The 24,319-nt window shown below is 71.9% G+C and carries 21 protein-coding genes; 13 read left to right on the forward strand and 8 right to left on the reverse strand.

The window, feature by feature from the left end:
• Nucleotides 1-40: 40 nt before the first annotated feature.
• The 5 genes from LRA98_RS06210 to nifE form a co-directional block, all read right to left on the reverse strand.
• Nucleotides 41-904 (reverse strand): glycine betaine ABC transporter substrate-binding protein, encoded by an 864-nt coding sequence (locus tag LRA98_RS06210; protein ID WP_201168058.1) that lies wholly within the window; start codon nucleotides 902-904, stop codon nucleotides 41-43.
• Nucleotides 905-973: 69 nt separating this feature from the next.
• Nucleotides 974-1,483: a NifX-associated nitrogen fixation protein gene (locus LRA98_RS06215; RefSeq protein WP_201168057.1), complete on the reverse strand. Its 510-nt coding sequence runs from the start codon at nucleotides 1,481-1,483 to the stop codon at nucleotides 974-976.
• Between the two features lie 30 nt (nucleotides 1,484-1,513).
• Nucleotides 1,514-1,999: a NifB/NifX family molybdenum-iron cluster-binding protein gene (locus LRA98_RS06220; RefSeq protein ID WP_238633056.1), complete on the reverse strand. Its 486-nt coding sequence runs from the start codon at nucleotides 1,997-1,999 to the stop codon at nucleotides 1,514-1,516.
• 9 nt (nucleotides 2,000-2,008) lie between these two features.
• Nucleotides 2,009-3,376: a nitrogenase iron-molybdenum cofactor biosynthesis protein NifN gene (gene nifN / locus LRA98_RS06225; protein WP_201168055.1), complete on the reverse strand. Its 1,368-nt coding sequence runs from the start codon at nucleotides 3,374-3,376 to the stop codon at nucleotides 2,009-2,011.
• Nucleotides 3,373-4,770, reverse strand: coding sequence for a nitrogenase iron-molybdenum cofactor biosynthesis protein NifE (nifE, locus tag LRA98_RS06230; RefSeq protein WP_238633057.1), 1,398 nt, complete (start codon nucleotides 4,768-4,770; stop codon nucleotides 3,373-3,375). Before nifE ends, nifN begins: the two co-directional genes overlap by 4 nt.
• 238 nt (nucleotides 4,771-5,008) lie before the next feature.
• Between nifE and dnaQ the strand changes: the two genes are divergently transcribed.
• Genes dnaQ through nadA form a run of 7 tightly spaced genes read left to right on the forward strand, consistent with a single transcriptional unit; the run spans nucleotide 5,009 to nucleotide 13,873 of the window.
• A complete protein-coding gene (gene dnaQ, locus LRA98_RS06235; protein WP_238633058.1) occupies nucleotides 5,009-5,740 on the forward strand; it encodes a DNA polymerase III subunit epsilon in 732 nt (243 codons plus the stop codon).
• On the forward strand, nucleotides 5,737-6,474 hold the full coding sequence (locus LRA98_RS06240) for an HAD family hydrolase (RefSeq protein ID WP_238633059.1): 738 nt from the start codon (nucleotides 5,737-5,739) through the stop codon (nucleotides 6,472-6,474). Before dnaQ ends, LRA98_RS06240 begins: the two co-directional genes overlap by 4 nt.
• Before the next feature lie 36 nt (nucleotides 6,475-6,510).
• Nucleotides 6,511-7,509: a YbgA family protein gene (locus LRA98_RS06245; protein ID WP_238633060.1), complete on the forward strand. Its 999-nt coding sequence runs from the start codon at nucleotides 6,511-6,513 to the stop codon at nucleotides 7,507-7,509.
• 51 nt (nucleotides 7,510-7,560) lie between these two features.
• Nucleotides 7,561-8,838 carry an HlyD family efflux transporter periplasmic adaptor subunit gene (locus LRA98_RS06250; protein WP_238633061.1) on the forward strand — a complete coding sequence of 426 codons (1,278 nt, stop codon included), beginning with the start codon at nucleotides 7,561-7,563 and terminating at the stop codon, nucleotides 8,836-8,838.
• A gap of 3 nt (nucleotides 8,839-8,841) precedes the next feature.
• A complete protein-coding gene (locus LRA98_RS06255; RefSeq protein ID WP_238633062.1) occupies nucleotides 8,842-11,964 on the forward strand; it encodes an efflux RND transporter permease subunit in 3,123 nt (1,040 codons plus the stop codon).
• Nucleotides 11,961-12,767, forward strand: coding sequence for a competence/damage-inducible protein A (locus tag LRA98_RS06260; protein WP_201168048.1), 807 nt, complete (start codon nucleotides 11,961-11,963; stop codon nucleotides 12,765-12,767). Before LRA98_RS06255 ends, LRA98_RS06260 begins: the two co-directional genes overlap by 4 nt.
• A gap of 32 nt (nucleotides 12,768-12,799) precedes the next feature.
• Entirely contained in the window at nucleotides 12,800-13,873 is a 1,074-nt protein-coding gene (gene nadA / locus LRA98_RS06265; protein WP_238633063.1) for a quinolinate synthase NadA, read from the forward strand.
• 21 nt (nucleotides 13,874-13,894) lie between these two features.
• Here the strand turns inward: nadA and LRA98_RS06270 are convergent, their stop codons facing one another.
• Nucleotides 13,895-15,241, reverse strand: a complete 1,347-nt coding sequence (locus LRA98_RS06270) for an MFS transporter (RefSeq protein WP_238633064.1) — start codon at nucleotides 15,239-15,241, stop codon at nucleotides 13,895-13,897.
• An 86-nt stretch (nucleotides 15,242-15,327) separates the two neighbouring features.
• Between LRA98_RS06270 and LRA98_RS06275 the strand changes: the two genes are divergently transcribed.
• Nucleotides 15,328-16,083 (forward strand): pseudouridine synthase, encoded by a 756-nt coding sequence (locus tag LRA98_RS06275; protein WP_238633065.1) that lies wholly within the window; start codon nucleotides 15,328-15,330, stop codon nucleotides 16,081-16,083.
• On the opposite strand, the gene LRA98_RS06280 is transcribed toward LRA98_RS06275, so the two are convergent.
• Nucleotides 16,080-16,340 (reverse strand): phosphopantetheine-binding protein, encoded by a 261-nt coding sequence (locus tag LRA98_RS06280; RefSeq protein WP_201242846.1) that lies wholly within the window; start codon nucleotides 16,338-16,340, stop codon nucleotides 16,080-16,082. The two genes, LRA98_RS06275 and LRA98_RS06280, sit on opposite strands and share 4 nt — an antisense overlap.
• A gap of 128 nt (nucleotides 16,341-16,468) precedes the next feature.
• Between LRA98_RS06280 and LRA98_RS06285 the strand changes: the two genes are divergently transcribed.
• The 5 genes from LRA98_RS06285 to LRA98_RS06305 all read left to right on the forward strand — a co-directional run bounded on the left by LRA98_RS06285 (nucleotide 16,469) and on the right by LRA98_RS06305 (nucleotide 23,665).
• The gene (locus tag LRA98_RS06285; RefSeq protein ID WP_238633066.1) at nucleotides 16,469-19,117 is read left to right on the forward strand and encodes a bifunctional acetate--CoA ligase family protein/GNAT family N-acetyltransferase; all 2,649 of its coding nucleotides are present in this window, start codon (nucleotides 16,469-16,471) and stop codon (nucleotides 19,115-19,117) included.
• A 67-nt stretch (nucleotides 19,118-19,184) separates the two neighbouring features.
• Nucleotides 19,185-20,147, forward strand: a complete 963-nt coding sequence (locus tag LRA98_RS06290; protein WP_238633067.1) for an SLAC1 anion channel family protein — start codon at nucleotides 19,185-19,187, stop codon at nucleotides 20,145-20,147.
• Nucleotides 20,148-20,258: 111 nt separating this feature from the next.
• Nucleotides 20,259-21,227 (forward strand): hypothetical protein, encoded by a 969-nt coding sequence (locus LRA98_RS06295; protein WP_238633068.1) that lies wholly within the window; start codon nucleotides 20,259-20,261, stop codon nucleotides 21,225-21,227.
• Complete coding sequence (locus LRA98_RS06300) at nucleotides 21,217-22,320, forward strand: AAA family ATPase (protein WP_238633069.1); 1,104 nt, start codon at nucleotides 21,217-21,219, stop codon at nucleotides 22,318-22,320. The genes LRA98_RS06295 and LRA98_RS06300 overlap by 11 nt, the downstream gene beginning before the upstream one ends.
• On the forward strand, nucleotides 22,310-23,665 hold the full coding sequence (locus LRA98_RS06305; protein WP_238633070.1) for a vWA domain-containing protein: 1,356 nt from the start codon (nucleotides 22,310-22,312) through the stop codon (nucleotides 23,663-23,665). The genes LRA98_RS06300 and LRA98_RS06305 overlap by 11 nt, the downstream gene beginning before the upstream one ends.
• Here the strand turns inward: LRA98_RS06305 and LRA98_RS06310 are convergent.
• A complete protein-coding gene (locus tag LRA98_RS06310) occupies nucleotides 23,640-24,158 on the reverse strand; it encodes a hypothetical protein (protein WP_201242858.1) in 519 nt (172 codons plus the stop codon). The genes LRA98_RS06305 and LRA98_RS06310 overlap by 26 nt on opposite strands.
• Between the last annotated feature and the right edge of the window lie 161 nt (nucleotides 24,159-24,319).

Here is a 24,319-nt window from a genome sequence, read left to right on the forward strand (position 1 = left end):
GCCGGAGGGATCCGGCAGGGGCAGGGTCGGTGGGGCGGGTTTACTGCTCGGTGGCGCAGGCGGCCCAGGCGCTGATGAGCTCGGTCTCCTGCTCGAAGAAGCGGTCGACGGCGGCCTCGGTGGACTCGTCCCGACCGATGAACAGGTAGTCGTTGAGCATCTCCAGGTCGTAGTCCATGCAGCCGATGAAGGCGGCGATCTGCGGATGGTCCTCGTCGAAGCCGAGGCGGGCGAGGGCGTGGATGGTCTCCGCGCCGCCAAGCGCGCCCCTTGGATCGTCGAGGAACGCCAGCTGGTAGGCGCCGAACTTCCAGTGCGGGCTCCAGCCGGTGACCACGATGGGCTCGTCGCGGCGCGCGGCCCGGTCCAGCGAGGCCGTCATGCCGGCGTCGCTGGCCTCGATCAGCGTATAATCCAGCCCGTAGGTCTCGATGGCCTCGTGGGACAGGCGCATCAGCCCGGCGCCCGGGTCGATGCCCTGGATGGTCCCGTCGAGCGCGTCCTGCCAGCGCTCCTCATTGAGCTGATCGATGCTGGTCAGTCCGTCCTCGTACAGCCAGCGCGGCACCACCCAGCCCAGGCGGGCGTCGCCGTAGAGCACGCCCAGGTCGAGCAGGTCGTCACTGTAGCGCTCGATGTAGTCCTCGTGGGTGATCGGCTGCCACGACATCAGCATCAAGTCCAGGTCGCCGCGGGCGATGCCGGTGTACTGCGGCGCGATGTCGGTCTGGACCAGTTCGACGTCGACGTCGTAGCGCTCCTCGAGCAGCCGTTCGGCGATCCGGGTGACGAACTCCGCGTCGGCCCAGGCCGTCCAGCCGATGCGGATCTCTTGGCCGGCGGTGGCCGCCAGCGGGGCAATGAGCAGCGCAGCACCGGCGGTGCGCAACCATGAATGAGCCATCGGGCTATCCTCCATTACGGGGTCGAACCCCCCAGCGGAGTATAGTCCGTCGATCCGGCCGCGCCGGATTCAGGCTCGGGCCACCTCCGGGAAGCGCTCGATCAGGGCCACCGCCCCGTCGACCAGGCGCTCGCCGCGGCTGACCAGCTTCTCGGTGCTGGCGAAGCCGAAGCGGTGGACGTCGCGCAGCGGCTTGTCGACGACCACCAGCTTGCCGGCAAGCACGAAGGCGCGGCCGAAGCCTTCGTGGCTGAGGTTGATCACCGGCACCGCCATCACCCCGCTGCGCGCCTCGATCCGCGCGGACACGGCGTTGTAGAAGGTGCGCACCCGGTTGACCGTTTCGCCGTCGGGGTCGGCGACCACGGGGATGGCGCGCTTGCGCTCGGGGGTGAGGATGAACGGATCGATGACCGCCGCATCGCTGTAGTGTTCCCACGCCCCGAAGGTGTCCGTGGCACGGACCTGGCGGAGCAGCTCACGGATGAACGGTGTCTCGAGGGCGGGATCCTGGTCGTCCAGGACCTGCGCGGTGGCGGTGGTTTCGGGTTGCTCGTCCTGCGGGTTCCAGGTCCACATGGGGGTTCCTCCCTGGTTGGCTGCAGCTGGTCAGTCGGCCCACCAGCCGGTGGCCTCCATGGCGTCGAAACGGGCCTCGCCGGCCGGTTCGCCGCGCAGGGCCCGGCTCAGCCAGGCCGGCGGGCGCTCGCGCAACTGCGCGATCAGGGTGCCCAGCAGGGTGTCGATGGCGGTGCCGTGGGAGACCTTGCGCGGCTGGCACCCCTGTGTGAGCAGCCGTCGCACGGCCGGGGCGCCGATGGCGTTGCAGTAGAGCGCGGCGCAGCCCTCGACGACCTGCAGGCGCGGTCCCAGGCGGTCGCAGTCCGGCGCTGCGTCGGCCGGCTCCTCGATGTCGGCCACCTCCAGCAGCCGGGTGCCCGAACACCCCACCTGGTAGATGGCGAAGCCGCTGGCCAGCCCGAAGTGCTGGTCCACGGTGTGCCGGTCGGCGGTGGCGAAGGCGATGCGCACCGAGCCCTGGTGGGCGGGTTCCAGCCCCTCCCCGTCGGCGATCCTTAAGTGACGGACAGTCATCACGGCTCCTCAGGCGATATCGGCGCTGCGGTAGATCGAGCGGTAGGGGCGCACGTCGCCGTGCACCTCGCGATGCTCGAGGAGGGTGTTGGCCAGCTCGAAGAGGGTGTCGCGGCTGCCGCGGTAGCCCACCCGGGGGCGGGTGTGCAGCCCGACCCGCTCCCAGATGGGGTAGCCGCACTGCACGATGGGCACCCCCAGCCGGCCGGCGGTGGCGGCGGCGTGGCCGCTGCCGAGGATCAGCTCCACGCCGTCCTCGCGGCCGTGGTGCTCCAGCGCCTCCAGGTCGCCGATATGCACCCGGCGCGCCGGTATGGCGTCGAGCACCGGCGAGCGCTCCGGGGCCACGGCGGTGGTCACCTCGGCGCCGGCGTCGTGGAGCAGGGTGGTCAGCCCGGCGAGCAGGTCCGCCTCGGTGGCCACGCCCACCGGCGTGGTGCCGAGCACCGAGTGGGTGTCGAGCAGGGCGTCCTGCAGCTGCCGACGCTGGCGCTGGATGCGTGGTGGCGGGGCGGTGCGGTCGGCGATGGCGCACAGGACCATGACCAGCCGGTCCGTGGCGTGCAGGCCCATCAGGTGCTCGAAGCGGTAGTCGGGGACCCCGGTGCGCTCGCGCAGCCGGTCCGCCGCGCGGTTCAGCGAGGCGCCCACGACCACCGTGGCGGCGGCGTCGCCGCAGCCACGCAGCGCCTCCAGCGGCGTCCCGTCGGTGGTGATGGGGCTGAAATCGTCGTCGTCTAGGTGGCCGTCCATGGAGGCCCCCAGGTCGGGGATGGCCACCGGCTCCAGGCCGAAGGCCTCGAGCAACTCGCACAGCGCCTCGGCATCCCCGGGCGAGACGGCGTCGGAGAGCAGCAGGTTGACCCGCCGCGGTGCCCGGCCGGGGCGGGTGCCCTCGGCGGGGACCAGGTGTTCGATGACCGCCTCCACCGTGGCCGCGTAGCCACTGGCCAGGCTGCCGACGAAATCCGGCGTGTTCACCGGCACCACGGCGGTGGTGGCGTGCTCCGGGTGCTCGCTGCGGAAGGTGCGCACCAGTCGTTCGATGTCCGTACCCTCGGCCTCCGAGAGCCCGGTGGTCAGCAGCGTGATCAGCGCCGGCGCGGACTTGCTGCACAGGGTATCCAGGGCGCCGAGGACGTTATCGTCGGCGCCGAGCACCGCGCTGATCGGGTCGATGGCCGTGGTCTGCAACGGGATCGGCTCGTTGAAGTGGCGCACGAAGTAGACCTTGCCGAAGGCCGTGCAGCCCTGGGCCCCGTGGAGCAGCGGCACGGCGCCGCGGAAGCCGAGGGTGGCGAGGGTGCCACCCACCGGTTGGCTGGCCTTCAGCGGGTTGACGCTCAGCGGGCTGGTGGATCGTTCGATGCGGGTCATGGCCCGGTCCTCCCTTCCTGCCGTTCCCAGGGCGCCGGTTCACGCACCTGGGGCCAGATGGGGCTCTCGATGCTGCGGCACAGCTGGCGGGCCAGCTCCACCATGCCGGTGTAGCCGGCGTAGGCGTGGGGGCGCTCCTGGTTGATGTCCAGAAACGGGATGCGCGCCTTCAGCGCGGTGTACATGTTCCGTCCGCCGGCGATGAGCACGTCGGCCTCGTGGGCGCGGACGGTGTCGATCAGCGTCCGCGGCGCGCCGCTATCGAGCATCTGCGCCTGCTCGCCCATCAGCTCGCGGATACGCGCCTTGTCCGCCTCGGTGGATTTGCGCGTTCCGGTGGCGACCACCTCCATGCCCAGATCCTGCAGCGCCGAGACCACCGACCAGCTCTTCACGCCGCCGGTATAGAGCAGGGCGCGGCGCCCGCGCAGGCGCTCGCGGTAGGGCTCCAGCGCGGCATCGGCGCGGGCCTCTTCGCGGGCGATGACCTGCTCGGTGCGCTCGGTCAGTGCCGGGTCGTCGATCAGCCGGGCGAAGCCGCGCAGGGCGGCGGAGGTGTCGGCGACGCCGTAGAAGCTGCCCTCGAAATACGGGATGCCGTAGCGCTCCTCCAGGGTGCGCGCCACATTCAGCAAAGCCTTGGAGCAGACCAGCATGTTGGCCTCGGCCCGGTGGAGGGTCTGCAGCTCGCGGTAGCGGGCGTCGCCGGATAGGCTGCCGAGCAGGCGCAGGCCGAGCTCGTCGAGCAGCGGCAGGACGTTCCAGAATTCGCCGGCGATGTTGAACTCGCCGATCAGGCCCACGTCGTGTATCTGGTGGTCCGCCGGTTGGTCCTCTGCCGGCACCGGTTCCGGCTCGCGGGTGCCGACGATGTGCCGGACCACCGCCTCGCCGGCGATGCGGTTGCCCAGGTTTTTGCTGCCGTAGAATCCGGCGCAGTCCACCGGGATGACTGGCGTGCCCCAGCGGCGCTCGGCGCTGCCGCATACTGCCTCGAGGTCGTCGCCGGTGAGTGCCGGTACGCAGGTGTTGTAGACGAACACCGCCGCCGGGGCGTGTTCGTCCACGGCCTGCTTGATGGCGTGGAACAGCCGCGCCTCGCCCCGGCCCATGATCACGTCCTGCTCGCTGAGGTCGGTGGTCATACCGATGCGCCACAGGGTGGGCCCGGTGGAGCGGGTGCCGCGGTTATCCCAGGAACTGCCGGCGCAGCCGATGGGGCCGTGGACGATGTGGGCGGCATCGGCCACCGGCAGCAGGGTGATCTGGGCGCCGTCGAAGGCGCAGCCGCCGGCGGCGGCCCCGGGGGTGGGACGTGCGCAGCCGGACTTCGACCCCTGGTTGTGGGCGCAGCCCGGCTCGTCGAGCAGAGCGGCGATCTCCTGGTTGCGCATGGGCGGGCAGCTCCGGTCGTGGGTGGCTTGCCCGCAGTGCAGCAAGGCGCGTGCCACGCCCGGTCGGCGGTCGCCGCCGCCCTGTGCCGGGCGGTGGCCGGGCGGCGAGCGGCGCGCGCGTGTCGCAAATCCGACGGGCGGGCGTTATCGTGTGCCCTTTCGCACAACCTGCGTTGACCCGGGATAGGGCGCACCGCAGACTATTTGGAATCGTTGCAAAGTACCCGGGACCCGAGCCATGCGGCAGATCCTGCTCGACACCGAGACCACTGGCATGGACCCCGCCGAGGGGCACCGCATCATCGAGGTCGGCTGCGTGGAACTCGAGCGCCGGCGGCTGACCGGCAACAACTTCCACGAGTACCTCAATCCCGATCGGGCGGTGGACGAGGGCGCGGAGAACGTTCACGGCCTGTCGAACCGCTTCCTGGCGGACAAGCCGCGTTTCGCCGACATCGCCCGGCGCTTCGTCGACTATGTCCGGGATGCCGAGCTGATCATCCACAACGCCCCCTTCGACGTCGGCTTCATCGACGCCGAGTTGGCCCGTCTGGGGCCGGCGTGGGGGCAACTCGAGGACTACTGCACCGTCACCGATTCGCTGCAGCTGGCGCGGCGCATGCATCCGGGGCAGCGCTGCAGCCTCGACGCGCTGTGCAAGCGCTACGGCGTGGACGGCTCGCGGCGTGAACTCCACGGCGCGCTGCTCGACTCCGAGCTGCTCGCCGAGGTCTACCTGGCCATGACCGGTGGCCAGGGCAAGCTCTCCCTGGACGGCGAGGGCCTGGAGCCGGGCTGCGCCGAGCCGATCCAGCGGCTGTCCCCGGAGCGGCCGCGACTGCGCGTCCCGGAATCGGGCGAGCTGGAGCGCGAGGCCCACGAGCAGTTGCTCCAGCGGATCGAGGCGACCTGCGGTGGCCCGGCGCTGTGGCGCCGGGCGGGCGGCGGCGAAGAGGCGGCCGGCTCATGATCCGGGCACCGCTGCGGGCGCTGACCTTCGATCTCGACGACACCCTGTGGTCCGTCGAGGACGTGCTCGCGGCGGCTGAGCAGACCCTGCACGACTACCTGCGCGAAGCCTACCCGGTGGTGGCCGAGCGCTTCGATCCCGACCGCATGCGCCAGCTCCGCCGCGAACTCGCCGCCGCGCGGCCTGAGCTGACGCGCAACGCGACCACCCTGCGCCGTGCCACCATGGCCGAGATCGCCCGCTGCTGCGGGATCGATGGGACGGCCGCGGAGCGCTTTGTGGAGCAGACCTTTGCCGTCTTTCTCGAGGCGCGGCAGGCCCGGGTGGCCCCGTTCCCCGAGGTGTTGCCGGCGCTGCGCGAGCTCTCGGCGCGCTTTCGGATCGGCGTGATCACCAACGGCAACGCCGATGTCTACCGTACGGCACTGGGGCCCTGCGTCGACTTCGTGGTGCGCGGCGTGGATATTGACATCCCCAAGCCGGAGCCGGCGATCTTCGCCCTGGCCTGTGAGCGTGCCGGGGTACCGCCGGGGGAGGTCCTGCACGTCGGTGATGATCCGCACACCGACGCCGCCGGCGCCCTGGCCGCGGGTATGCAGGCGGCGCTGATGTGCCGTCACGGCCCGCCGGAGCCGCCGGACGGCGTGCCCGACTGCCTCATGGTCCCGGACATGGAGGCGCTGCGCCGTGCCATTGAGCGCAGGGTGGGTGCGGGGCCGGCACAGGACGTTTAGAATGCTGTACAAAAGATGTACAAACCCAGGGAGATCATGAGTCGGGAGAGCGAGCAGAACCGGGAGGATGGTGCCCAAGAGCCAGAGCCACGCATACCGGTCGGCGTGAGCAGCTGCCTGCTCGGCGAGGAGGTGCGCTACGACGGCAGCCACAAGCGCAACCCCTTCGTGACCGAGGCGCTCTCGCGCTACTTCCGCTACGTGCCCGTCTGCCCCGAGGTGGCCATCGGGCTGCCCACCCCGCGGCCGCCCATCCGCCTGGAGCAGGCCGAGGACGAGCGGGTGCGGGTGCGTGGTGTGCGTGACCGGCAGACCGACGTCACCGAGGCCATGGAGGCCTACGGCCGCGAGAAGGGGCGTGAGCTGCACTGGCTCAGCGGCTATATCCTCAAGTCCAAGTCGCCGAGTTGCGGCATGGAGCGGGTCAAGGTGTATAAGCCCGACGGCCATCCGGCCGGGTTCTCAAGCCGTGGCGCCTACGCGCGGACACTGATGGAGACGAATCCGCTGCTGCCGGTCGAGGAGGAGGGCCGGCTCAATGATCCGGCCCTGCGCGAGGGCTTTGTCTGTCGGGTCTTCTGCTACTACCGTTGGCAGCGCCTGGTCGAGGCGGGTCTGACGCGCAAGGCCCTGGTGGACTTCCACGCCGAGCACAAGCTGTTGCTCATGGCCCACGACGACCAGCGCATGCGCGCGCTCGGGCGGTTGGTCTCGACGCTGGGCGAGCGGCCGCTGGAGGCCGTGGCCGAGGCCTACATCGAGGCGTTCATGGCGGCGCTGGCCCGGCCGGCCACCCGGGGGCGGCACGCCAACGTGCTCTATCACCTGCTCGGCTACCTCAAGCGGGAGCTGAATCCGGCGGACAAGCAGGAGGTCGTGGACGTCATCGAGCAGTACCGCACCGGCATGGTGCCGCTGATCGTGCCGGTGACGCTGCTGCGCCACCACTTCCGCCACTGGCCGGATCCCTACGTGGAGCGGCAGTTCTATCTCTACTGGAGCCCGCCGGAACTGGCGCTGCTCAATCAGGTCTGACCGGGCGGCCGGGGTCGCTCCACGACATTCGAGACGAAAAGGAAGGGCTGCGTGCCGTTACGTTCGTTGCTGCGCAAGGGTTGGGGGGTCGCTGCGCCCGTGGTGGTGCTGCTGGCGGCCGTGCTGGTGCTGGCGGCGCTGGTCTGGACCCGCCCCGATCCGCCTGCCGAGGAGCCCACCGAACCCTCGTGGGTGGTCGCCACCGAGCGCGCCGAGCCCGGCGTCCACCAGCCGCTGCTGCGCCTGTTCGGCTATATCGAGTCGCCCTCGGATGTCACCGTCAAGTCCGCGGTGGAGGCCGACGTCGCCGAGGTTCGGGCGCGCGACGGCCGCGTGGTGGAGGCCGGCGAGCTGCTGGTGCGCCTGGACGACGGTGAACTGCGGGACACCCTGCGCCAGCGTCAGGCCGATCTCGACGAGCAGGAGGCCGCACTGCGCCAGGAGCGCCGCGCCGTTGCGGCGGACCGCGAGGATCTCGAAGCCGAGAAGGCGCTGCTGGCCATCGATGAGCGGCGGGTGGCGCGGCTCGAGGAGCTCGTGGCCGACAACGCGGCCTCCCCCTCGGAGCTCGACGATGCCCAGGAGGCGCGCGAGCGCCAACGTCAGGCGGTGATCCGCGCCCGGCAGTCCGTGGATGATGCCGAGGAGCGGCTGGCTGTGGCCGAGGCGCGGCGCGACAGCGCCGAGGCGGCCCGGGATCAGGCCGAGCGTGATGTGCGCCGCACCGAGGTGCGTGCCCCCTTTGATGGTCGCATCAGCGCGGTGCCGGTGGGCCGGGGCGATCGGGTGAGCCCGGGCAACGAACTCGTCGGTCTCTACGACACCGGCGAGCTGGAGGTCCGGGTGCAGATCCCCACCACCCGTATCGGCGCCCTCTACCGGGCGCGTGCCGCCGACACCGGGGTGCTCGGCGAGGCCCGGGTCGATGGCCGCGAGCTGGGCCTGGAGCTGGATCGGCTGGCCGGGCACACCCCCCGGGAGCGCGGCGGGGTCGAGGCGATCTTCGCCGTCGAGGAGCGCCACGACGAGGTCGCCCTGGATCGCTTTGCCGAGGTGATGCTGGAGCTGCCCCCGGAGCCGGGCACGCTGGTGGTGCCCTACGAGGCGCTCTACGGCACCGAGCGGCTCTACGTCATCGAGGAGGACGAGGAGGCCAAGCGCCTACGCGGCATCGAGGTGCAGCGCCTGGGCGAGGCGCGGCGCCCCGACGGGGGCCGGGGGGCGCTGGTTCGCGCCCCGGAGATCGATGCCGGCACGCAGATCGTTACCACCCAGATCCCGCAGGCCACGGATGGGCTGCGCGTGCGCGTCGAAGCGGAGAGCCGCTAGGCGATGGTCGAGCAGCGGCGAGACGCGCTGCGCTGGTTGGCGGAGCACCCGGTAGCGGCCAACCTGGTGCTGGCGCTGATGTTCATCAGCGGCTTCTACGCCGTCAGCCAGCTCAACACCCAGTTCTTCCCCAGCTTCGAGCTCGACGTGGTCACCGTGCAGGTGCAGTGGCCGGGCTCCACCGCCGAGGACGTCGCCGACTCGGTCACCACCCCCCTGGAGGACGCCGTGCGCGACGTCCAGGGGCTGCGTGAGATGCAGTCGCGCTCGGCGGACGGCGTCAGCAACATCAGCCTTGAGTTCTTCCAGGGCACCGACATGGCCGACACGGTGGAGGACGTCAAGGACCGCGTCGCCGCCGTGCGCAACCTCCCGGAGGAGGCCGAGGAGCCGACCATCCGGCGCATCACCCAGTTCGACCCGGTGGCCCGCGTGGTGCTCAGCGGCGATGCCCCGCCATCGAGCATGCGCGCCTGGGCGCGTGAGCTCGAGGACGACCTGCTGCGCCGCGGGGTGGCCAATGTCGAGGTCACCGGCATGCCGGATCTGGAGACGGCCATCGAGGTCGAGCAGCGCGTGCTGCTCGACTCCGGGCTGACCTTCGGCGACCTGGGGGCTGCCATCGACGCCGAGAGCACCGATCTGCCCGGCGGCGAGGCCGGCGAGGCGGATATCGCCCGGCAGCTGCGCAGCCTCGAGCAGCGCCGCGGCGTGCAGGAGTTCCGCGATCTGCAGATCACCGACGGCGATGGCCAGCCGCTGCTGCTCAGCGACCTGGCGCAGATCGAGCGCCGCGCCCGGGACGGCCAGGTGGACTTCCGCCTGGGCGAGGACACCGCCATCGAACTCTACGTCCAGCGCGCCGAGGGCGAGGACGCCCTGGGGGCGGCGGCCATCCTCGAGGCCTGGTACGACGATGTCACGCCGACCCTGCCCGAGGGGCTCGAACTCACCGTCTACGACGAATTCTGGGAGCTGATCAGCGAACGCATCGGCCTGCTGGTCAGCAACGGCCTGGCCGGGCTGCTGCTGGTGGTGGCCATCCTCTTCACCTTCCTCACCGCCCGGGTGGCGTTCTGGGTGACGGTGGGCATCCCCGCCGCCTTCCTCACCGCGCTGGTGGTGCTCTGGGGCGTGGGCGGCAGCATCAACATGATGAGCCTCTTCGCGCTGATCATGACCCTGGGGATCATCGTCGACGACGCCATCGTGGTCGGAGAGCGCGGCGTGGCCCGCTTCCAGCGCGGCGAATCGCCGGGGGAGGCCGCCGCCGGCGGCGCGCGGGACATGCTCGCCCCGGTGATGGCCTCTTCGCTGACCACGGTGGCGGCGTTCATCCCGTTGATGGCGATCAGCGGGGTGATGGGCAATATCCTCTTCGACATCCCGTTGGTGGTGATCTGCGTGATCATCGCCTCACTGATCGAGGCCTTCATCGTCCTGCCCGGGCACCTGCGCCGCTCCTTCGAGGGCGATCAGCGCGGGCGCGAGCCGAGCCGCTTCCGGCGCTGGGTGGACAGCGGCTTCCACGGTTTCCGCGAGGGGGCTTACCGGCGCGGCATCACCCGGGCGGTGGAGTGGCGCTGGACCACGGTCTCGTCGGCGGTGGCGCTGCTGGTGGCGGCGGTGGGACTGGTGGTTGGTGGTCGGATCGAGTTCACCTTCTTCCCCGAGCCCGAGGGGACGGTGCTCCACGCCAACGTCGGCTTTGCCCCCGGCACGCCGCCGGAGCGGGTGGAGGCCTTCCTCGCGGATATGGAGCGCCAGCTCCATGCCGCCGACGAGGCGCTCTCCGAACAGCGGCTGGTGCGCACCCACACCGTGCGCTACGGCGAGATGCAGGCCCGCGACGCCCAGGACGCCAACCGTGGCGATCACTACGGCAGCATCGCCGTGGAGCTGATCTCGCCGGAGGATCGCGACGTCCGCAACACCGATCTGATGAACGCCTGGGAGGAGCGCATCACCGAGCGCCCGGGGCTGGAGCGGCTGGTGATCCGCGAGCGCAGCGCCGGTCCGCCGGGTGAGGACATCGACGTCCGCCTGACCCAGGGGGATCCGGGCACCCTGCGCGCCGCCGCCGATGAACTGCGCGAGGCCATGCACCGCTATCCGGGTCTGGGCAGCATCGACGACGACCTGCCCTATGGGCAGGAGCAGTGGGTTTATCGGCTCACCGCCGAGGGGCGGGCCCTGGGGCTGACCACCGAGGCGGTCGGCCGTCAGGTGCGCGACGCCTTCGCCGGTGAGCTGGCCCAGGTCTACCACCAGGGCCGGGATGAGGTGGAGGTGCGCGTGCGCCAGCCGCTGGCCGAGCGCCGTGACCTCTCGGCGGTCACCGACCTGCAGATCCGCCTGCCCGACGGGGACCTGGTGCCGCTGGAGAGCGTGGCCACCATCGACTCACGCCGCGGCTTCGAGGTGGTGCGCCACCACAACGGCGAGCTGGCCGTGAGTGTGACCGGCGACGTGGACGACCGGGTGGCCAACACCGGGCAGATCCGCGCCGATCTGCGCGAGAATGTCCTGCCGGAACTCACCGAGCGTTACGGCGTGGCCGCCGAGTTCGGCGGGCAGGCGGACTTCCAGGACGAGACCCTGGCCGATATGCAGCGCGGGCTGTTCTTCGCCCTGGGGCTGATCTACCTGATCCTGGCGTGGGTCTTCGCCTCCTACGGCTGGCCGCTGCTGGTGATGTCGGTGATCCCCTTCGGGCTGGTCGGGGCGCTGGTCGGCCACTGGGTCATGGGGCTCGACCTGACCCTGCTCTCGCTCTTCGGCCTCTTCGGCCTGACCGGCATCACCGTGAACAACGCCATCATCCTGACGCTGTTCTACAAGCAGATCCGCAATGACGGCACACCGGTGGTCGAGGCCTTGGCCGAGGCCTCCTGCCAGCGCCTGCGGGCGATGATCCTCACCTCGCTGACCACCATCGGCGGGCTGTTGCCGCTGCTCGCCGAGCAGTCGGTACAGGCGCAGTTCCTCATCCCCATGGCGGCGGCCATCGCCTTCGGTCTGGCCGGGGCCACGGGTATCGTGCTGTTCCTGATGCCGGCGCTGCTGCGCATCTATGAAGACGCGGTTGCCGGGGTGACGCGGTGGCGGTACGGTACAACGCCATGACCGAGCATGCGGACCATACGCCCCGGTTCGGGGCCCTGATCATCGGCGACGAGCTGCTCACCGGCCGGCGCCGTGATCGGCACATGGAGGCGGTGATCGAGCGGCTCGACGCCCGCGGGCTGGAGCTCGCCTGGGCACGGCTGATCGGTGACGACCCGCAGCTGCTGACCCGCACCCTGGGCGAGACCTTCGCCGGGGGCGACATCGTCTTCAGCTTCGGCGGCATCGGCGCCACCCCCGACGACCGCACCCGGCAGTGCTGCGCCGAGGCGGTGGGACGGCCGTTGGAGCGCCACCCCGAGGCCGAGGCGGCCATGCGCGAGCAGTTCGGTGCCGAGACCACCGAGCAGCGCCTGCGCATGGTGGAGTTTCCCGCCGGCGCCTGGATGATCCCCAACCCGGTCAACCGGGTGGCGGGCTTCTCCTGGGGCGACCACCACTTCGTCCCCGGCTTCCCGCGCATGGCCTGGCCCATGGTGGAGTGGGTGCTGGACACCCACTACGCCCACCTGCAGGCGCCGGGGCGCACGCTGCAGCGCGCGGTGCGTGTCCCCGGGGCGCGCGAGGGGGCGATGATCCCGCTCCTTGAGCGCTTCACCGCCGCGTACCCGGATCTGCGCATCTCCTGCCTGCCGGGTGGCGGCCGCGAGCGCGGCTTCGAGGTCGAGCTCGGTGTGCGCGGGCCGGCGCCGCGGGCCACCGAGGCGCTGGAGGCGCTCACCCGCGAACTCGAGGCCGCTGGCTACGGCTGGGAGCCGGTAGCCGACGCAACTCCCGGCGCTGGCAACGGTCCAACCCCATAATCCCCTGCGTTACCCATCGAGGTCCTGAGCCCATGTCGGATCCCTCCGTCATCGAGCCGTCCACCCGCTATTTCCGTCCCGAGGCGTTCACCGCCGACGAGACGCTCAGCGCCGATGAGCGCGAGGCGCTGCGCGAGCGCATCCGCGCGCTCCTGCGCGAGCGCGATGCGGTGCTCGTCGCCCACTACTACACCGACGCCGAGCTGCAGCGGCTGGCCGACGAGACCGGCGGCTGTGTCGCCGACTCGCTGGAGATGGCCCGCTTCGGCGCCGAACATCCGGCCTCCATGCTGGCCGTCGCCGGCGTGCGCTTCATGGGCGAGACGGCCAAGATCCTCACCCCGGACAAGCGGGTGATCATGCCGGATCTCGAGGCCACCTGCTCGCTGGATGTCGGCTGTCCGGCCGACGAGTTTGCGGCGTTCTGTGATCAGCACCCGGATCGCACCGTGGTGGTCTACGCCAACACCTCCGCGGCGGTGAAGGCCCGCGCCGACTGGGTGGTGACCTCGAGCATCGCCGTGGACGTGGTGGCCCACCTGCACGAGCGCGGCGAGAAGATCCTCTGGGCGCCGGACAAGTACTTGGGGGACTACGTGCAGCGCCAGACCGGTGCGGACATGCTGCTCTGGGATGGCAGCTGCATCGTCCACGAGGAGTTCCGCGGCCTGGAGCTGGCCGATATGCGCCAGGCGCACCCCGGGGCCCGGGTGCTGGTCCACCCGGAGTCGCCGGCGGCGGTGGTCGAGCAGGCCGACGTGGTCGGCTCCACCTCGCAGCTGATCCGTGCCGTGGCCGAGATGGAGGCCGACACCTTCATCGTTGCCACCGACGCCGGCATCTTCCACAAGATGCGCGAGGCTGCCCCGGACAAGACGTTCATCGAGGCGCCCACCGCCGGGCGCAGCGCCACCTGCCGCTCCTGCGCTCACTGCCCGTGGATGGCCATGAACGGGCTGCGCAGCCTGGCGGCGGCGCTCGAGGCCGGCGAGCCGCAGGTTACCGTGGATTCCGAGGTGGCAGCCGGGGCTCGGCGCTCGCTCAACCGTATGCTCGATTTCGCCGCCGAGCGGGCCCGGCAGGTCCTCGGCACCGGCGACGCCTGACCGGCACGCCCGGCGCGGCGGCTACCCCGCGGTGGCGTCGTCCGCCGCGCGGCGCTCGGCGATGCGTCGCTGCAGCGCCTCGTGGCGGATCTCGTCCACCGGAAAGTCCCACATCAGCCCCATGGCCGCGAGCTTGAGCGCCGCCGGGGCGATCCCCGCGACGAGCAGCAGGGTGCTGACCTCGCCCGTGCCCGGGGCGGGGTTGGGCGGGGCGAGGGCCACGGTCAGCAGCGCCGCAGCGCCGGCCAGGGTGAAGCCGACGCGGCCAGCCAGCGACCAGACGGCGAAGTGCAGTCCGGTGCGCGGGGCGCCGGTGTGGGCGGCTTCGACGTCGGGGATATCGGCTTGTATGGCGGCGGAGAGCGCCCAGTCCAAGCCGCCGGTGAGCCCAAGCAGGGCAGCGAGGATGAGCAGCGGCAGGGTGTGGCCCGGGCCGAGCAGCGGGATCCAGATCAGTACCGCGGCGGCGAGGACCAGGGCGGCGCACCACATGGCGTGCTTGCTGTAACGCAGGGCCAGCGCCGCACCCAGAGGCAGGCCGATGAGTGCCGCCAGGAGGTAGGCCGCCAAGGCGGTCGGGGCGGCGCTGGCGTCGCCGACGATGCCGGCGGCGATGGGCAGCAGCAGCGCGGCGGCGAGGGTATTGGCGGCGACGTTGGCCGTGTGGGCGCCGAGCAGCCGGCGCCACGCCCGCAGCCCGCCCAGGCGCCGGGCGATTACGCCGAACCCGCCGGGCGGGGCCGCCGGCTGCCGGTCCGGCAGGGCGAGGATGGCCAGGGCCGCCAGGGCGGTGACGCCGACGAGCAGTAGGTAGAGGGCCGCGAGCGCGTCGAGGCGCGCCGCGCCCACCTCCACGGCGAGCAGCGGGGCGCCCAGCCCGAGCCCGATGCCGAGCAGGGTGGCCAGCTGCGCCGCGGTGAACAGCCGAGTGCGGTCGTGGTAGCCGGCGGCCAGCTCGGCGCCCCAGGCCAGGTGGCTGACCCGCATGAGCACCCAGCCCAGGGTGGTCAGGGTGCCGCCGAGGAGCAGCGGCAGCAGACTGGTGCCGGGCTTGAGCAGCAGCAGCGGCGCCAGTCCTGCCAGGGTGAGCCCGGCGCCGGCCCACCAGCCGCCCCGGCGCCGCGCCGCCAGGGGCACGGTGTCGCTCCAGGCGCCGGCGACCAGCACCGCGACAGCGTCGAGCAGGCGCAGCGCGATGAGCACCGCGATCACCGCCACGGCGGCCACCTCCGGTGCCTCCAGTCGTTGCGGAGCGATCTGCAGGAAGAACGGCGGCACGCTCGCTGCCAGCGGCAGGGCAGCCAGGGCGTAGACGAGCGTCGTCAGGGGCGAGGGGGTGGCGCTGCTGCGGGGTGTGGGATCGCTCATGGCGATACGCTACGATGCGTGCCGCCGGCGTGCCAGCGCCTGCGCCGGAACGTCGCGACAGGCCCGCAATCGAGGATCGCACCACCGTGGAAAACCCGACCCGGGACGATCGCAGCCTCGCCGTGCTCTACCGGGACGAGCGGCTGATCGCCGTCTACAAGCCCGCCGGGCTGCTGGTCCACCGCAGCAACATCGACCGCGACCGCGATGTGCTCCTGCAGCGCGTCCGCGATCAGCTCGGCGGTCACTGGGTCTACCCGGTTCACCGGCTCGATCGGGCCACCGCCGGGGTGCTGGTCCTCGGCCTCGATCCCGACGCCGCGTCCGTGCTCGCCGCCGCCTTCCGCGAGCAGCGCATCGGCAAGCGCTACCAGGCGGTGGTGCGCGGCTGGGTCGAGGCGCCAGGACGCATCGACCGCCCACTGGGCGCCGGGCGCCGCGGCGAGGGGGGCGCACCGCAGCCGGCGGTCACCGACTACATCCCGCTGGCCTGGACGGAGCTGCCGATCCCGGTCTCGCGCTACGACACGGCGCGCTACACACGCCTGGAACTGCAGCCGCAGACCGGGCGGCAGCATCAGCTGCGCCGGCACATGAAGGCGTTCAGCCACCCGATCATCGGCGACACCACCCACGGCGACGGCGCCAACAACCGGCTCTTCCGCGAGCACTTCGGCGCCCGGCGGCTGATGCTCGTCGCCACCGAACTCACCGTCCCCCATCCCGGGGATGGCCGTACGGTGCGTCTGACCACCGAACCCGACGCCGAGCTGCAGGCGATCATCCGGCAGGCCGGGTTGGCGGCGGACCCCGACCCGGCCCCGGCCGGCGAGCGCGGCTAGTCGGTCCCGAGCCGCTCGTGCAGGTAGCGCCGGCAACCCGCCGGGGTGGACAGGCGGTAGCTGTGCGCACCGGGGATCGGCACCCCGGCCGTGCGCTCCAGTGCTGCCTGGAAGCGCAGGAAGTCCACCGAGTCGATCCCCAGCTGGGCGTGCAGGCTGCGCTCGGCGTCCAGCCGACGCACGTCCGCCTCCGGCGCGATCTCCGCCAACGCCTCCTGCAGGGCCCGCTCGATGCGCGCCTCGGTCTCCTCCGCCACTGCCGATTCCTCCGCCGTCCGATACGGGCGCTGCACCCGGCGATGGCCTGCCGGCTGGCTTCCCTGTTGCCGGGACCGATAGACTGGCCCCGTGGTGCACTGCAGCGCCCGCAAAGATCCCGAGCCCGATGACCGTACGCAATCTCGAAAGCCTCTTCCAGCCCCGCTCCATCGCCCTGATCGGCGAGGCCAGCGACACCGATCGCCGCATCCTGCGCAACCTGCTCAGCGAGCCCTACCAGGGGCCGGTGATGCCGGTCATGGCGGGGATCGACTCCATGGGCGGTGTCCCGGTCTTCCCCGCGCTTGAACGCCTGCCGGCGGTGCCGGATCTGGCCGTCATCACCCGCCCGCTGGAGGTGGTGCCGGGGCTGATCACCGCCCTGGGCGAGCTGGGCACCCGTGCCGTGATCGTCACGCGCGCGGTCCCCCGGGACTACACCCAGGAGCAGCGCGAGGAACTCGAGCGCACCATTCTCGAGGCGGCGCGCCCCCATCTGGTCCGGGTGGCCGGGCCGGGGAGCAGCTGCATCAGCGTCCCCCACCGGGGCCTGCACGCCTCGTCGCTGCCCATCACACTGGCCAGCGGCAAGGCGGCGCTGGTCACCAAATCCTCGGCCATGGCCGGGGCCGCCCTGCGCTGGTGCCGCGAGAACGACTCGGGGCTGTCGCACATCATCCACATCGGCGCCGCCACCGACGTGGACCTGGGCGACAGCTTCGACTACCTGGCCACCGACCACCGCGCCCGCGCGGTGATCGTCTATATCGAGCGGGTGCGCCGGGCGCGCAAGTTCATGTCGGCCCTGCGGCGGCTGGCCCGCATGAAGCCGGTGATCATCCTCAAGCCGCCGCAGGTGGGCGAGGCGGAGATCGACGACTTCGTCTACGACGCGGCCTTCCGCCGTGCCGGCGTGGTGCGGGTGGACGATCTGGAGGAGCTGTTCAGCGCTGTCGAGATCCTCGACAGCAGCCGGGTGCCGGGCCGCGACGGGCCGCTGGCGATCCTCGGTAACAGCCGCAGCATGGGGCTGCTGGCCAGCAACGCCCTGCGCCGCTACGACAGCAGTCCGCAGCAGCTCTCCGCGGAGAGCAATGAGGCCCTGCAGGAGCTGGCCCGGCGCAACGCCAGCAGCCACAATCCCCTGGACATGGGCGTCGACGCCGACGCCGACGCCTACGATCGGGCCCTGGAGATCCTCGGCAAGGACCGGCGCATCAGCGGTATCCTGGCACTCAAGGCGCCGGGCGCCAGCGACGACGGCGAGGGCGTGGCCGAGGTGGTGGTCCGCCACGCCAAGCGGCTGCGCAAGCCGGTACTCGCCGCCTGGGACCCCTCCGCCGGAGAGGCCGGGTTGCGGCGGCTCGCGGCGGCGGTGCCGGCCTTCGCCTACCCCGAGGAGGCGGTGCGCGCCTACAGCCGGTTGCTTCAGTACCGGCGGAGCCAGACCCTGCTGATGCAGACGCCGCCCTCGTTGCCCGAGGATTTCACCCCGGACTACGAGCAGGCGCGGCTGATCCTGTCGGCGGCGCTGACCGCCGGCCGCGACCACCTCAACGAGTACCAGACGGCGCGGCTGCTCAGCGCCTACTGCATCCCCTGCGTGGAAACCCGCCGCGCCAACGACCCGGAGGACGCCGCCGCGGTGGCCGCCGAGCTGGATCAGCCGGTGGCGCTGAAACTGATGTCGCCGGAGGTGCAGCTCAAGTCCCAGGCCGGCGGCGTCGTCCTGGATCTGGGCAGCCCCGAGGCGGTGCGCGCCGAGGCCGAGGCGATGCTGGCGCGCCTGCACGAGCTTCGCGGCGACGACGTAGCCGTGGACGGCTTTGCCGTGCAGCCGATGACCCGTCGCGACGGGGCCTTCGAGCTGACGCTCGGCGTGCGCCCCGGCGGGCCCTTCGGGCCGGTGCTCTACTTCGGCCACGGCGGTACCGAGACCGAGGCCATCGCCGACTGGGCCTGCGGGCTGCCGCCGCTGAATATGCACCTGGCCCGGGAGATCATGCAGCGCACCCGGATCTACGGGCTGCTGGTGGACAGCGGGCTGCGCAAGCCGGATTTGGATGCGGTGGCGCTGAGCCTGGTCAAGCTCTCGCAGCTGGTCATCGATTTCGGCGCCGTGCAGTCGCTGGACATCAACCCGCTCTGGGCCACCGGCCGCGGGGTGCTGGCCCTGGACGCCGGGGTGGGCATCCAGCCCCAGCGCGGGGATCCGGCCGACTCGCTGTCCATCCGCCCCTACCCCCAGGAGCTCAGCGAGCGCATCGAACTGCCCGACGGCCAGTGCCTGAACCTGCGCCCGGTGCTGCCCGAGGACGCCCCGCAGCTCAACGCCATGGTCGAGCGAACGCCGCCGGAGCAGGTGCGCATGCGCTTCTTCCAGGCGCTGAAGAGCCTGCCCCAGGAGATGGCCGCGCGGCTGACGCAGATCGATTTCGACCGCGAGATGGCGCTGGTCATCACCCGCGACGGCATCGCCGGCCGGGCGCCGCTGCTGGGGATGGTCCACATCAGCGCCGATCCCGACCTGGAGCAGGCGGAGTACGACATCATGCTCGACCCCTCGGTGGCCGGCATGGGGCTGGGCCCGATGCTCATGCACCGGATCGTCGACTACGCCCGGCGCCGTGGCATCCGCGAGATCTACGGCGAGGTGCTGCGCGAGAACGAGCCGATGCTCAAGATCAATCAGGCCATGGGCTTTCGCATCGAGCCGAGCAGCGACGACCCGGGGCTGATGCACGTGACCCTCCGCCTGGACGGCGACGGCGCGTGACAAGCATATGCCCGATCCGTAATGTATGCCGGCATGCGGTGACCACCCCGAGCTGAAGGAGCCTCGCATGAGTCAGGAAGAGAACGCCCGGGTCAGCCTGGCCCACCTGCCGCTGCCGCTGTTTGCCGCCACCATGGGCCTGGCCGGCCTGGCCATGGTCTGGAACGAGAGCCATAGCCTCTGGGGGTGGCCCGCCTGGGTGGGCGAGGCCGTGGTGGTGCTGGCGGTGGTCAGCTTCGTCGCCATGGCGGTGGGTTACGGCCTCAAGGCGGCCCTGCACCCATCGGCGGCGTGGGGCGAGATCACCCACCCGGTGCGCCTCAACTTCCTGCCGGCGGTTTCCATCTCGCTGATCCTGCTCGGCATCGTGACCGAGACGGAGCCGCTGTCCACGGCCCTGTGGGGCAGTGGGGCGCTGCTGCACCTGATCCTGATGCTGGCCATCGTCACCAGCTGGATGCAGCGCCAGCTGGAACTCGGCACGCTGAACCCGGTCTGGTTCATCCCTGCTGTGGGCAACATCCTGGTGCCCATCCCGGCGGCGCAGGCCGGCTACATGGAGGTGGCCTGGTTCTTCTTCAGCATCGGGCTGTTCTTCTGGTTGATCCTGATGACGCTGGTCTACTACCGGCTGATCTTCGCCCCCAACCTGCCGGCGTTCCTGCTGCCGACCCTCTTCGTGCTCCTGGCCCCGCCGGCGGTGGGCTACGTGGCCTGGGTGGCGCTGCTCGATGGCGGTGATCCCGGGGTGGTCGGTCGGCTGCTCTACTACAAGGCGCTGTTCACCTTCCTGCTGCTGCTCATCCAGGTGCCGCGGCTCGTCCGCCTGCCGTACTACCCCTCCTGGTGGGCGTACACCTTCCCGCTGGCCGCCTTCTGCCTGGCCAGTCAGCACTTTGTCCAGGCCTACCAGACCGGCGGCGGTCGCGGCGTGATGGTGCTGGTGGTGCTGACCACGCTGGTCATCGCCGTGGTCTTCGTCGCCACCGTGATCAAGCTGCTCAGCGGCAAGCTGCTGCGCCCGGAATAGGGCGGGCCGAGCCAGGGCCCGGGTGGGATACCCCGGCGGCGAGTGGCTTCATTGCGCCGCCGGCCGGGCGTACCCTGAACTGCGGAGCAGCCCGCGCAGGGGACGACCGCCTTGGTCAAGCCGCTTTCCCACCACGAGATCCTCACCCGGGTGGCGCCGTTCAGCGCCGCCGGGTGGGCCGTGGATCTGGCCGCCAGCGACCGGGCCCACCGCGAGATCGCCTTCGAGCCGCGCAGCCACGAGGGGCTGGACGCCGCCGGGGGGCCGGTCACCGAGCAGCTGGTCCTCGCCGAGCGGGAGCCCGGGCTCTATCGGCTCAGTGCCACCTACACCGCCGCCGATGGCACCTGGGCTGGCCTGGCCCTGGACGGCCGGGATCCCGCCGACCTGCTCGCCGGCCTGCAGGCTACGGAGCTGCGCCCCCGGCTGTTCGTCCGCATCGCCGGTGTCTGTATCGGCCGCAGCTACTGGGCGAAGGCCTCCGAGGCCGACCCCGGTGACCCGCGGTGGCGGGCTGTGGGCGCCGAGGCGCGGCTGGCCGGGCGGCGCGTGGTGCTCGACGCCACCCCGGGTGCCGGCCTGCCGGCGCAGATCGAGATCACGCCCCACCCCGAGGGCGAGCCGTCGCTGCCCGAGGACCTGATCGCCGTCCTCGGCTGGGGCTGGCGGCCGCTGGTCTGGCGGCAGAAGGCGTGGCGCAGCACCCGGGCGCTGCCCCGGGAGGAGCCGCGCCGGCGGGCGGCCGTCGAGGCTCGGATCGAGCAGCTCATCGCCCACCTGGCGGCGGTCTTCGCCGAGCCCCCGGGTGCCTTTCACCGGCGCTTCCGGCGCCAGCGCTGGGCGGTGGTGGGCCGGCGGCTGCTGCCGATGACCATCTTCTTCCTCGTCCTCGCCGCGGTGCCGCTCTTCGGCGTGGTCCTGCCCGAGGGTGAGATGCCGCCGTGGCTCCACGGCGTCCCGCCGCTGCTGGCCATTGGCGCGCTGCTCTTCTCCGGGACCGAGGTGCCGCTGGTGGATCGGCCGCCGCTGCCCCGGCCCCTGGAGGCGAGCACCTGGCACGGAGGGAGTGATGGCGGCTGATCCGATGAACATCCCGGCGGTCTCGGTGGCCGCCGTGCGGCAGGCGCTGATCGAGCAGTTCGCCGACCCCATCCTGCGCCGGCGGGCCACCATGCTGTGGGGGACCCGCGGTGTGGGCAAGTCGTCGGTGGTGGCGCAGGTGGCCGAACACTTCGGCGTGCCCCTGGTCGATCTGCGCCTGACCACCATTGAGCCGGTGGACATCCGCGGGGCGATCTACGCCGATGAGCAGCAGCAGCGCACGGTGTGGTTCCCGCCGGAGTTCCTCCCCGGTGCCGACCAGCCGGAGGGGATCCTCTTCCTCGACGAGCTCACCGCCGCCGATCAGCGTCTGCAGATCTCTGCCTACTCGCTGATCCTCGATCGCAAGGTGGGGGCGTACCGGCTGCCCGACGGCTGGCAGGTGGTGGCGGCGGGCAATGCCCGCTTCCAGGGGGCGGTGAGCCACGACATGGGCACGGCGCTGGCCGATCGCATGTTCCACTTCAACGTGCAGACGGCCCTGGAGGCGTTCCTCGACTACGCCGCCGAACGCGAGCTGGCCCCGGAGGTGATGGCCTTCCTGCGGGTGCGCGCCGACCGCCTCGACGACACCGCCACGCAGCTGGCCAACGACCACCTGGTCGGCGCCAGCCCGCGGGGCTGGGAGGATGTCTCGGCGGTCCTTCGCGCCGATCTGGGTGAGACCGCCCGGCGGCTGTTCGTGCAGGGGCGCATCGGCGCGGCCAACGCCGCCGAGTTCTTCGGGGTGCTCGATGAGCTGCAGGCGGCCGCCGACGTCACCCGGCTGCTGGCCGCGCGGCCCGGGCCGGAGACCGCGGCGCTGCTGCCCGAGAGCCTGGATGGCCTCTACGGCATGGTCTACGGCCTGGTGGCGGCGGTCACCGACGAGCCGACGCTCACCCGCGCCCTGGAGATCGTCGAGCAGTTCCCGGAGATGCGCGGGCGCACGCCGCTGCCCGCGCGCGAGGCGCAGACCCTGGCCATGGAGCTGCTCTTCCAGCGCGGCCTGGCCTGGGGCCTGGAGGGGGCGATCCTGCGCAGCGAGGCGTACCAGCGCTACATGGCCGAGCGCCAGGCCGATGGCGAGTGAGCCGTACACCCACCGCGGCACGGCGGCGATCCGGGTGATGGTCGAGCAGGCCCCCGGCACCGGCGGGCTGGCCCTCTGGGCCCATCACCAGGACGTGGCGGCCGACGACCTGGGCGCGCCGGTGGTCAACGACGGCCGCACCCTCTACTACGCGCCGGCCTTCGCCGGACTGCCGCGGGCGCAGCAGGTCGGCTGGGTGGCCCACGAGGTGCTCCACGTCGCCCTGCGCCATGCGCAGCGCCGGGAGGCCCTGGCCGGGGTCCTGGGCGATGTCGATCCGGCGCTGTTCAACCACTGCGCCGACGCCCTGGTGAACACCACCCTCGGCCATCTGGAGTGGCTGGAGCTGCCCGCCGGGGCGGTGACCCTGGAGCGGGTGCTGAGCGAGGTGCTGCCGGATGACGCCGCCACCCCCGAGCGCGCGCTGCTGGAGTGGGACGTGGAGCGCCTCTACCGCGCCGTGGACGATCGGCGCGGGGGCAGCAGCGAGGACCGGGGCCGGGCCGGGCAGCAGGGCGGGGCGGCGAGCTCGGGCCGGCGCGAGGAGGGCACCGGGCGCAGCGATGGCCCGCGGGCAGCGCGGCTGCGCCAGCTGGCCGCCGGCGCCGGGACCGACCTGTTGCCTGCCGAGGGCGAGGTGCCGGAGGTGGCCGCAGAGCAGGCCCGCGCCTGGTCCGAGCGGTTGCTGCGGGCGCACGCCGATGACGGCGCCTTTTCCATGCTGCGCGGGCTGCTGGCCGATCGGCCGACGCCGCGTACGCCCTGGGAGCACATCCTGCGCACCCGCCTGGCCCGCGGGCTGGCGCGGCTACCGGAGCGCTCCTGGTCGCGCCCGGCGCGCTCGTGGCTGGCTAACCGCGGCCGGACCGCCGGCGGCCGGCGCATGCCCTGGGAGCCGGGGGTGGTCACGGCGCGGCGGGTGCCGCGGCTGGCGCTGGTGGTGGACGCCTCCGGGTCCATCGACGACGCCCTGCTGGAGCGCTTCGCCAGCGAGCTGACGGCCATCACCCGGCGCAGCGAGGCGCAGCTGGTGGTGATCGTCGGCGACGACCGGGTGCGCCGGGTGGTGCACCTGGCCCCGGGCGACTCGCCACGGGCCGAGCTGACCTTCCACGGCGGGGGTGGGACGGACTTCACCCCGCTGCTCGAGGAGGCCGACCGCCACGCCCCGGATCAGGCGGTGGTGCTCACCGACCTCCAGGGGCCGGTGCGGTTCCGCCCGCCGTGGCCGCTGCTGTGGGTGGTGCCGCCGGCCTGGGCCGATGCCGAGCCGCCGTGGGGCGAGCGGCTGGTGCTGGCCGATGTGCCCGCGGGCAGCCCTAGCGCGGCAGCAGCCGCTCCATGAAATCGGCGTTGCGGAACCACATCAGGGTGGGGGCCTCCGCGTCCGGCACCTCCTCCTGGGTGAGGATCAGGTGCTCGTCGCGGTCCCAGACGAGCCAGGTGAAGGCGTCCTCGATCCGCCGGTCCGGCTCGCCGAGAGCTTCGCGCAGGCGCTCGTGGTTGGCGTCGTGCTCGGCCGGGTCGAGGACGACGTTCACTGCGGCCAGGGCGTTGTCGCTGTCGAAGAACAGCGCCAGGTAGTCGGCGGCGTAATCGTCGGCGCGACTGACCGGGGCGAAGCAGACCCGCTCGCCGGTCTCCAGGCCGGTCTCGTCATCGGTGCACTCGAATTCCACCTTCTCCAGCCGGTCCTCCAGCTCCTCGCGCGGCGTCTCGGCGGTGAGTTCGGTCAGGCGCAGATCCGCCTCCTGGGCCGGGCGCAGATGCTCGCGGGCGAAGGCCAGTACGACCATGATGATGACGAACATCACCAGGGCGGAGATCAGCATGCGCATGGGTCGATGATCCTCCTCGCGGGTGTGGCGACGGCCGACAGCGGAGGCGCGGCCGAGAGAGCGCGCCAGCGCTGGCGGCTCAGGGTACCTGCCCCGTCATTGGCGGCGCCAGCTTTTGAGGTTACGTTACGCGGGTGTCTCGCCGTGACCCCGGGGAGGGG

It is taken from the genome of Halorhodospira sp. M38, assembly GCF_022227985.1.
Lineage (GTDB): Bacteria > Pseudomonadota > Gammaproteobacteria > Nitrococcales > Halorhodospiraceae > Halorhodospira > Halorhodospira halophila_A.

Coding starts and splice junctions, on each gene's coding strand:
- dnaQ (WP_238633058.1), top strand. CDS start 5,009: ATGCGGCAGATCCTGCTCGACACCGAGACCACTGGCATGGACCCCGCC.
- nifN (WP_201168055.1), bottom strand. CDS start 3,376: ATGACCCGCATCGAACGATCCACCAGCCCGCTGAGCGTCAACCCGCTG.
- nadA (WP_238633063.1), top strand. CDS start 12,800: ATGTCGGATCCCTCCGTCATCGAGCCGTCCACCCGCTATTTCCGTCCC.
- LRA98_RS06240 (WP_238633059.1), top strand. CDS start 5,737: ATGATCCGGGCACCGCTGCGGGCGCTGACCTTCGATCTCGACGACACC.
- LRA98_RS06255 (WP_238633062.1), top strand. CDS start 8,842: ATGGTCGAGCAGCGGCGAGACGCGCTGCGCTGGTTGGCGGAGCACCCG.
- LRA98_RS06220 (WP_238633056.1), bottom strand. CDS start 1,999: ATGACTGTCCGTCACTTAAGGATCGCCGACGGGGAGGGGCTGGAACCC.
- LRA98_RS06310 (WP_201242858.1), bottom strand. CDS start 24,158: ATGCGCATGCTGATCTCCGCCCTGGTGATGTTCGTCATCATCATGGTC.
- LRA98_RS06285 (WP_238633066.1), top strand. CDS start 16,469: ATGACCGTACGCAATCTCGAAAGCCTCTTCCAGCCCCGCTCCATCGCC.
- LRA98_RS06270 (WP_238633064.1), bottom strand. CDS start 15,241: ATGAGCGATCCCACACCCCGCAGCAGCGCCACCCCCTCGCCCCTGACG.
- LRA98_RS06300 (WP_238633069.1), top strand. CDS start 21,217: ATGGCGGCTGATCCGATGAACATCCCGGCGGTCTCGGTGGCCGCCGTG.
- LRA98_RS06215 (WP_201168057.1), bottom strand. CDS start 1,483: ATGTGGACCTGGAACCCGCAGGACGAGCAACCCGAAACCACCGCCACC.
- nifE (WP_238633057.1), bottom strand. CDS start 4,770: ATGCGCAACCAGGAGATCGCCGCTCTGCTCGACGAGCCGGGCTGCGCC.
- LRA98_RS06245 (WP_238633060.1), top strand. CDS start 6,511: ATGAGTCGGGAGAGCGAGCAGAACCGGGAGGATGGTGCCCAAGAGCCA.
- LRA98_RS06305 (WP_238633070.1), top strand. CDS start 22,310: ATGGCGAGTGAGCCGTACACCCACCGCGGCACGGCGGCGATCCGGGTG.
- LRA98_RS06210 (WP_201168058.1), bottom strand. CDS start 904: ATGGCTCATTCATGGTTGCGCACCGCCGGTGCTGCGCTGCTCATTGCC.
- LRA98_RS06290 (WP_238633067.1), top strand. CDS start 19,185: ATGAGTCAGGAAGAGAACGCCCGGGTCAGCCTGGCCCACCTGCCGCTG.
- LRA98_RS06260 (WP_201168048.1), top strand. CDS start 11,961: ATGACCGAGCATGCGGACCATACGCCCCGGTTCGGGGCCCTGATCATC.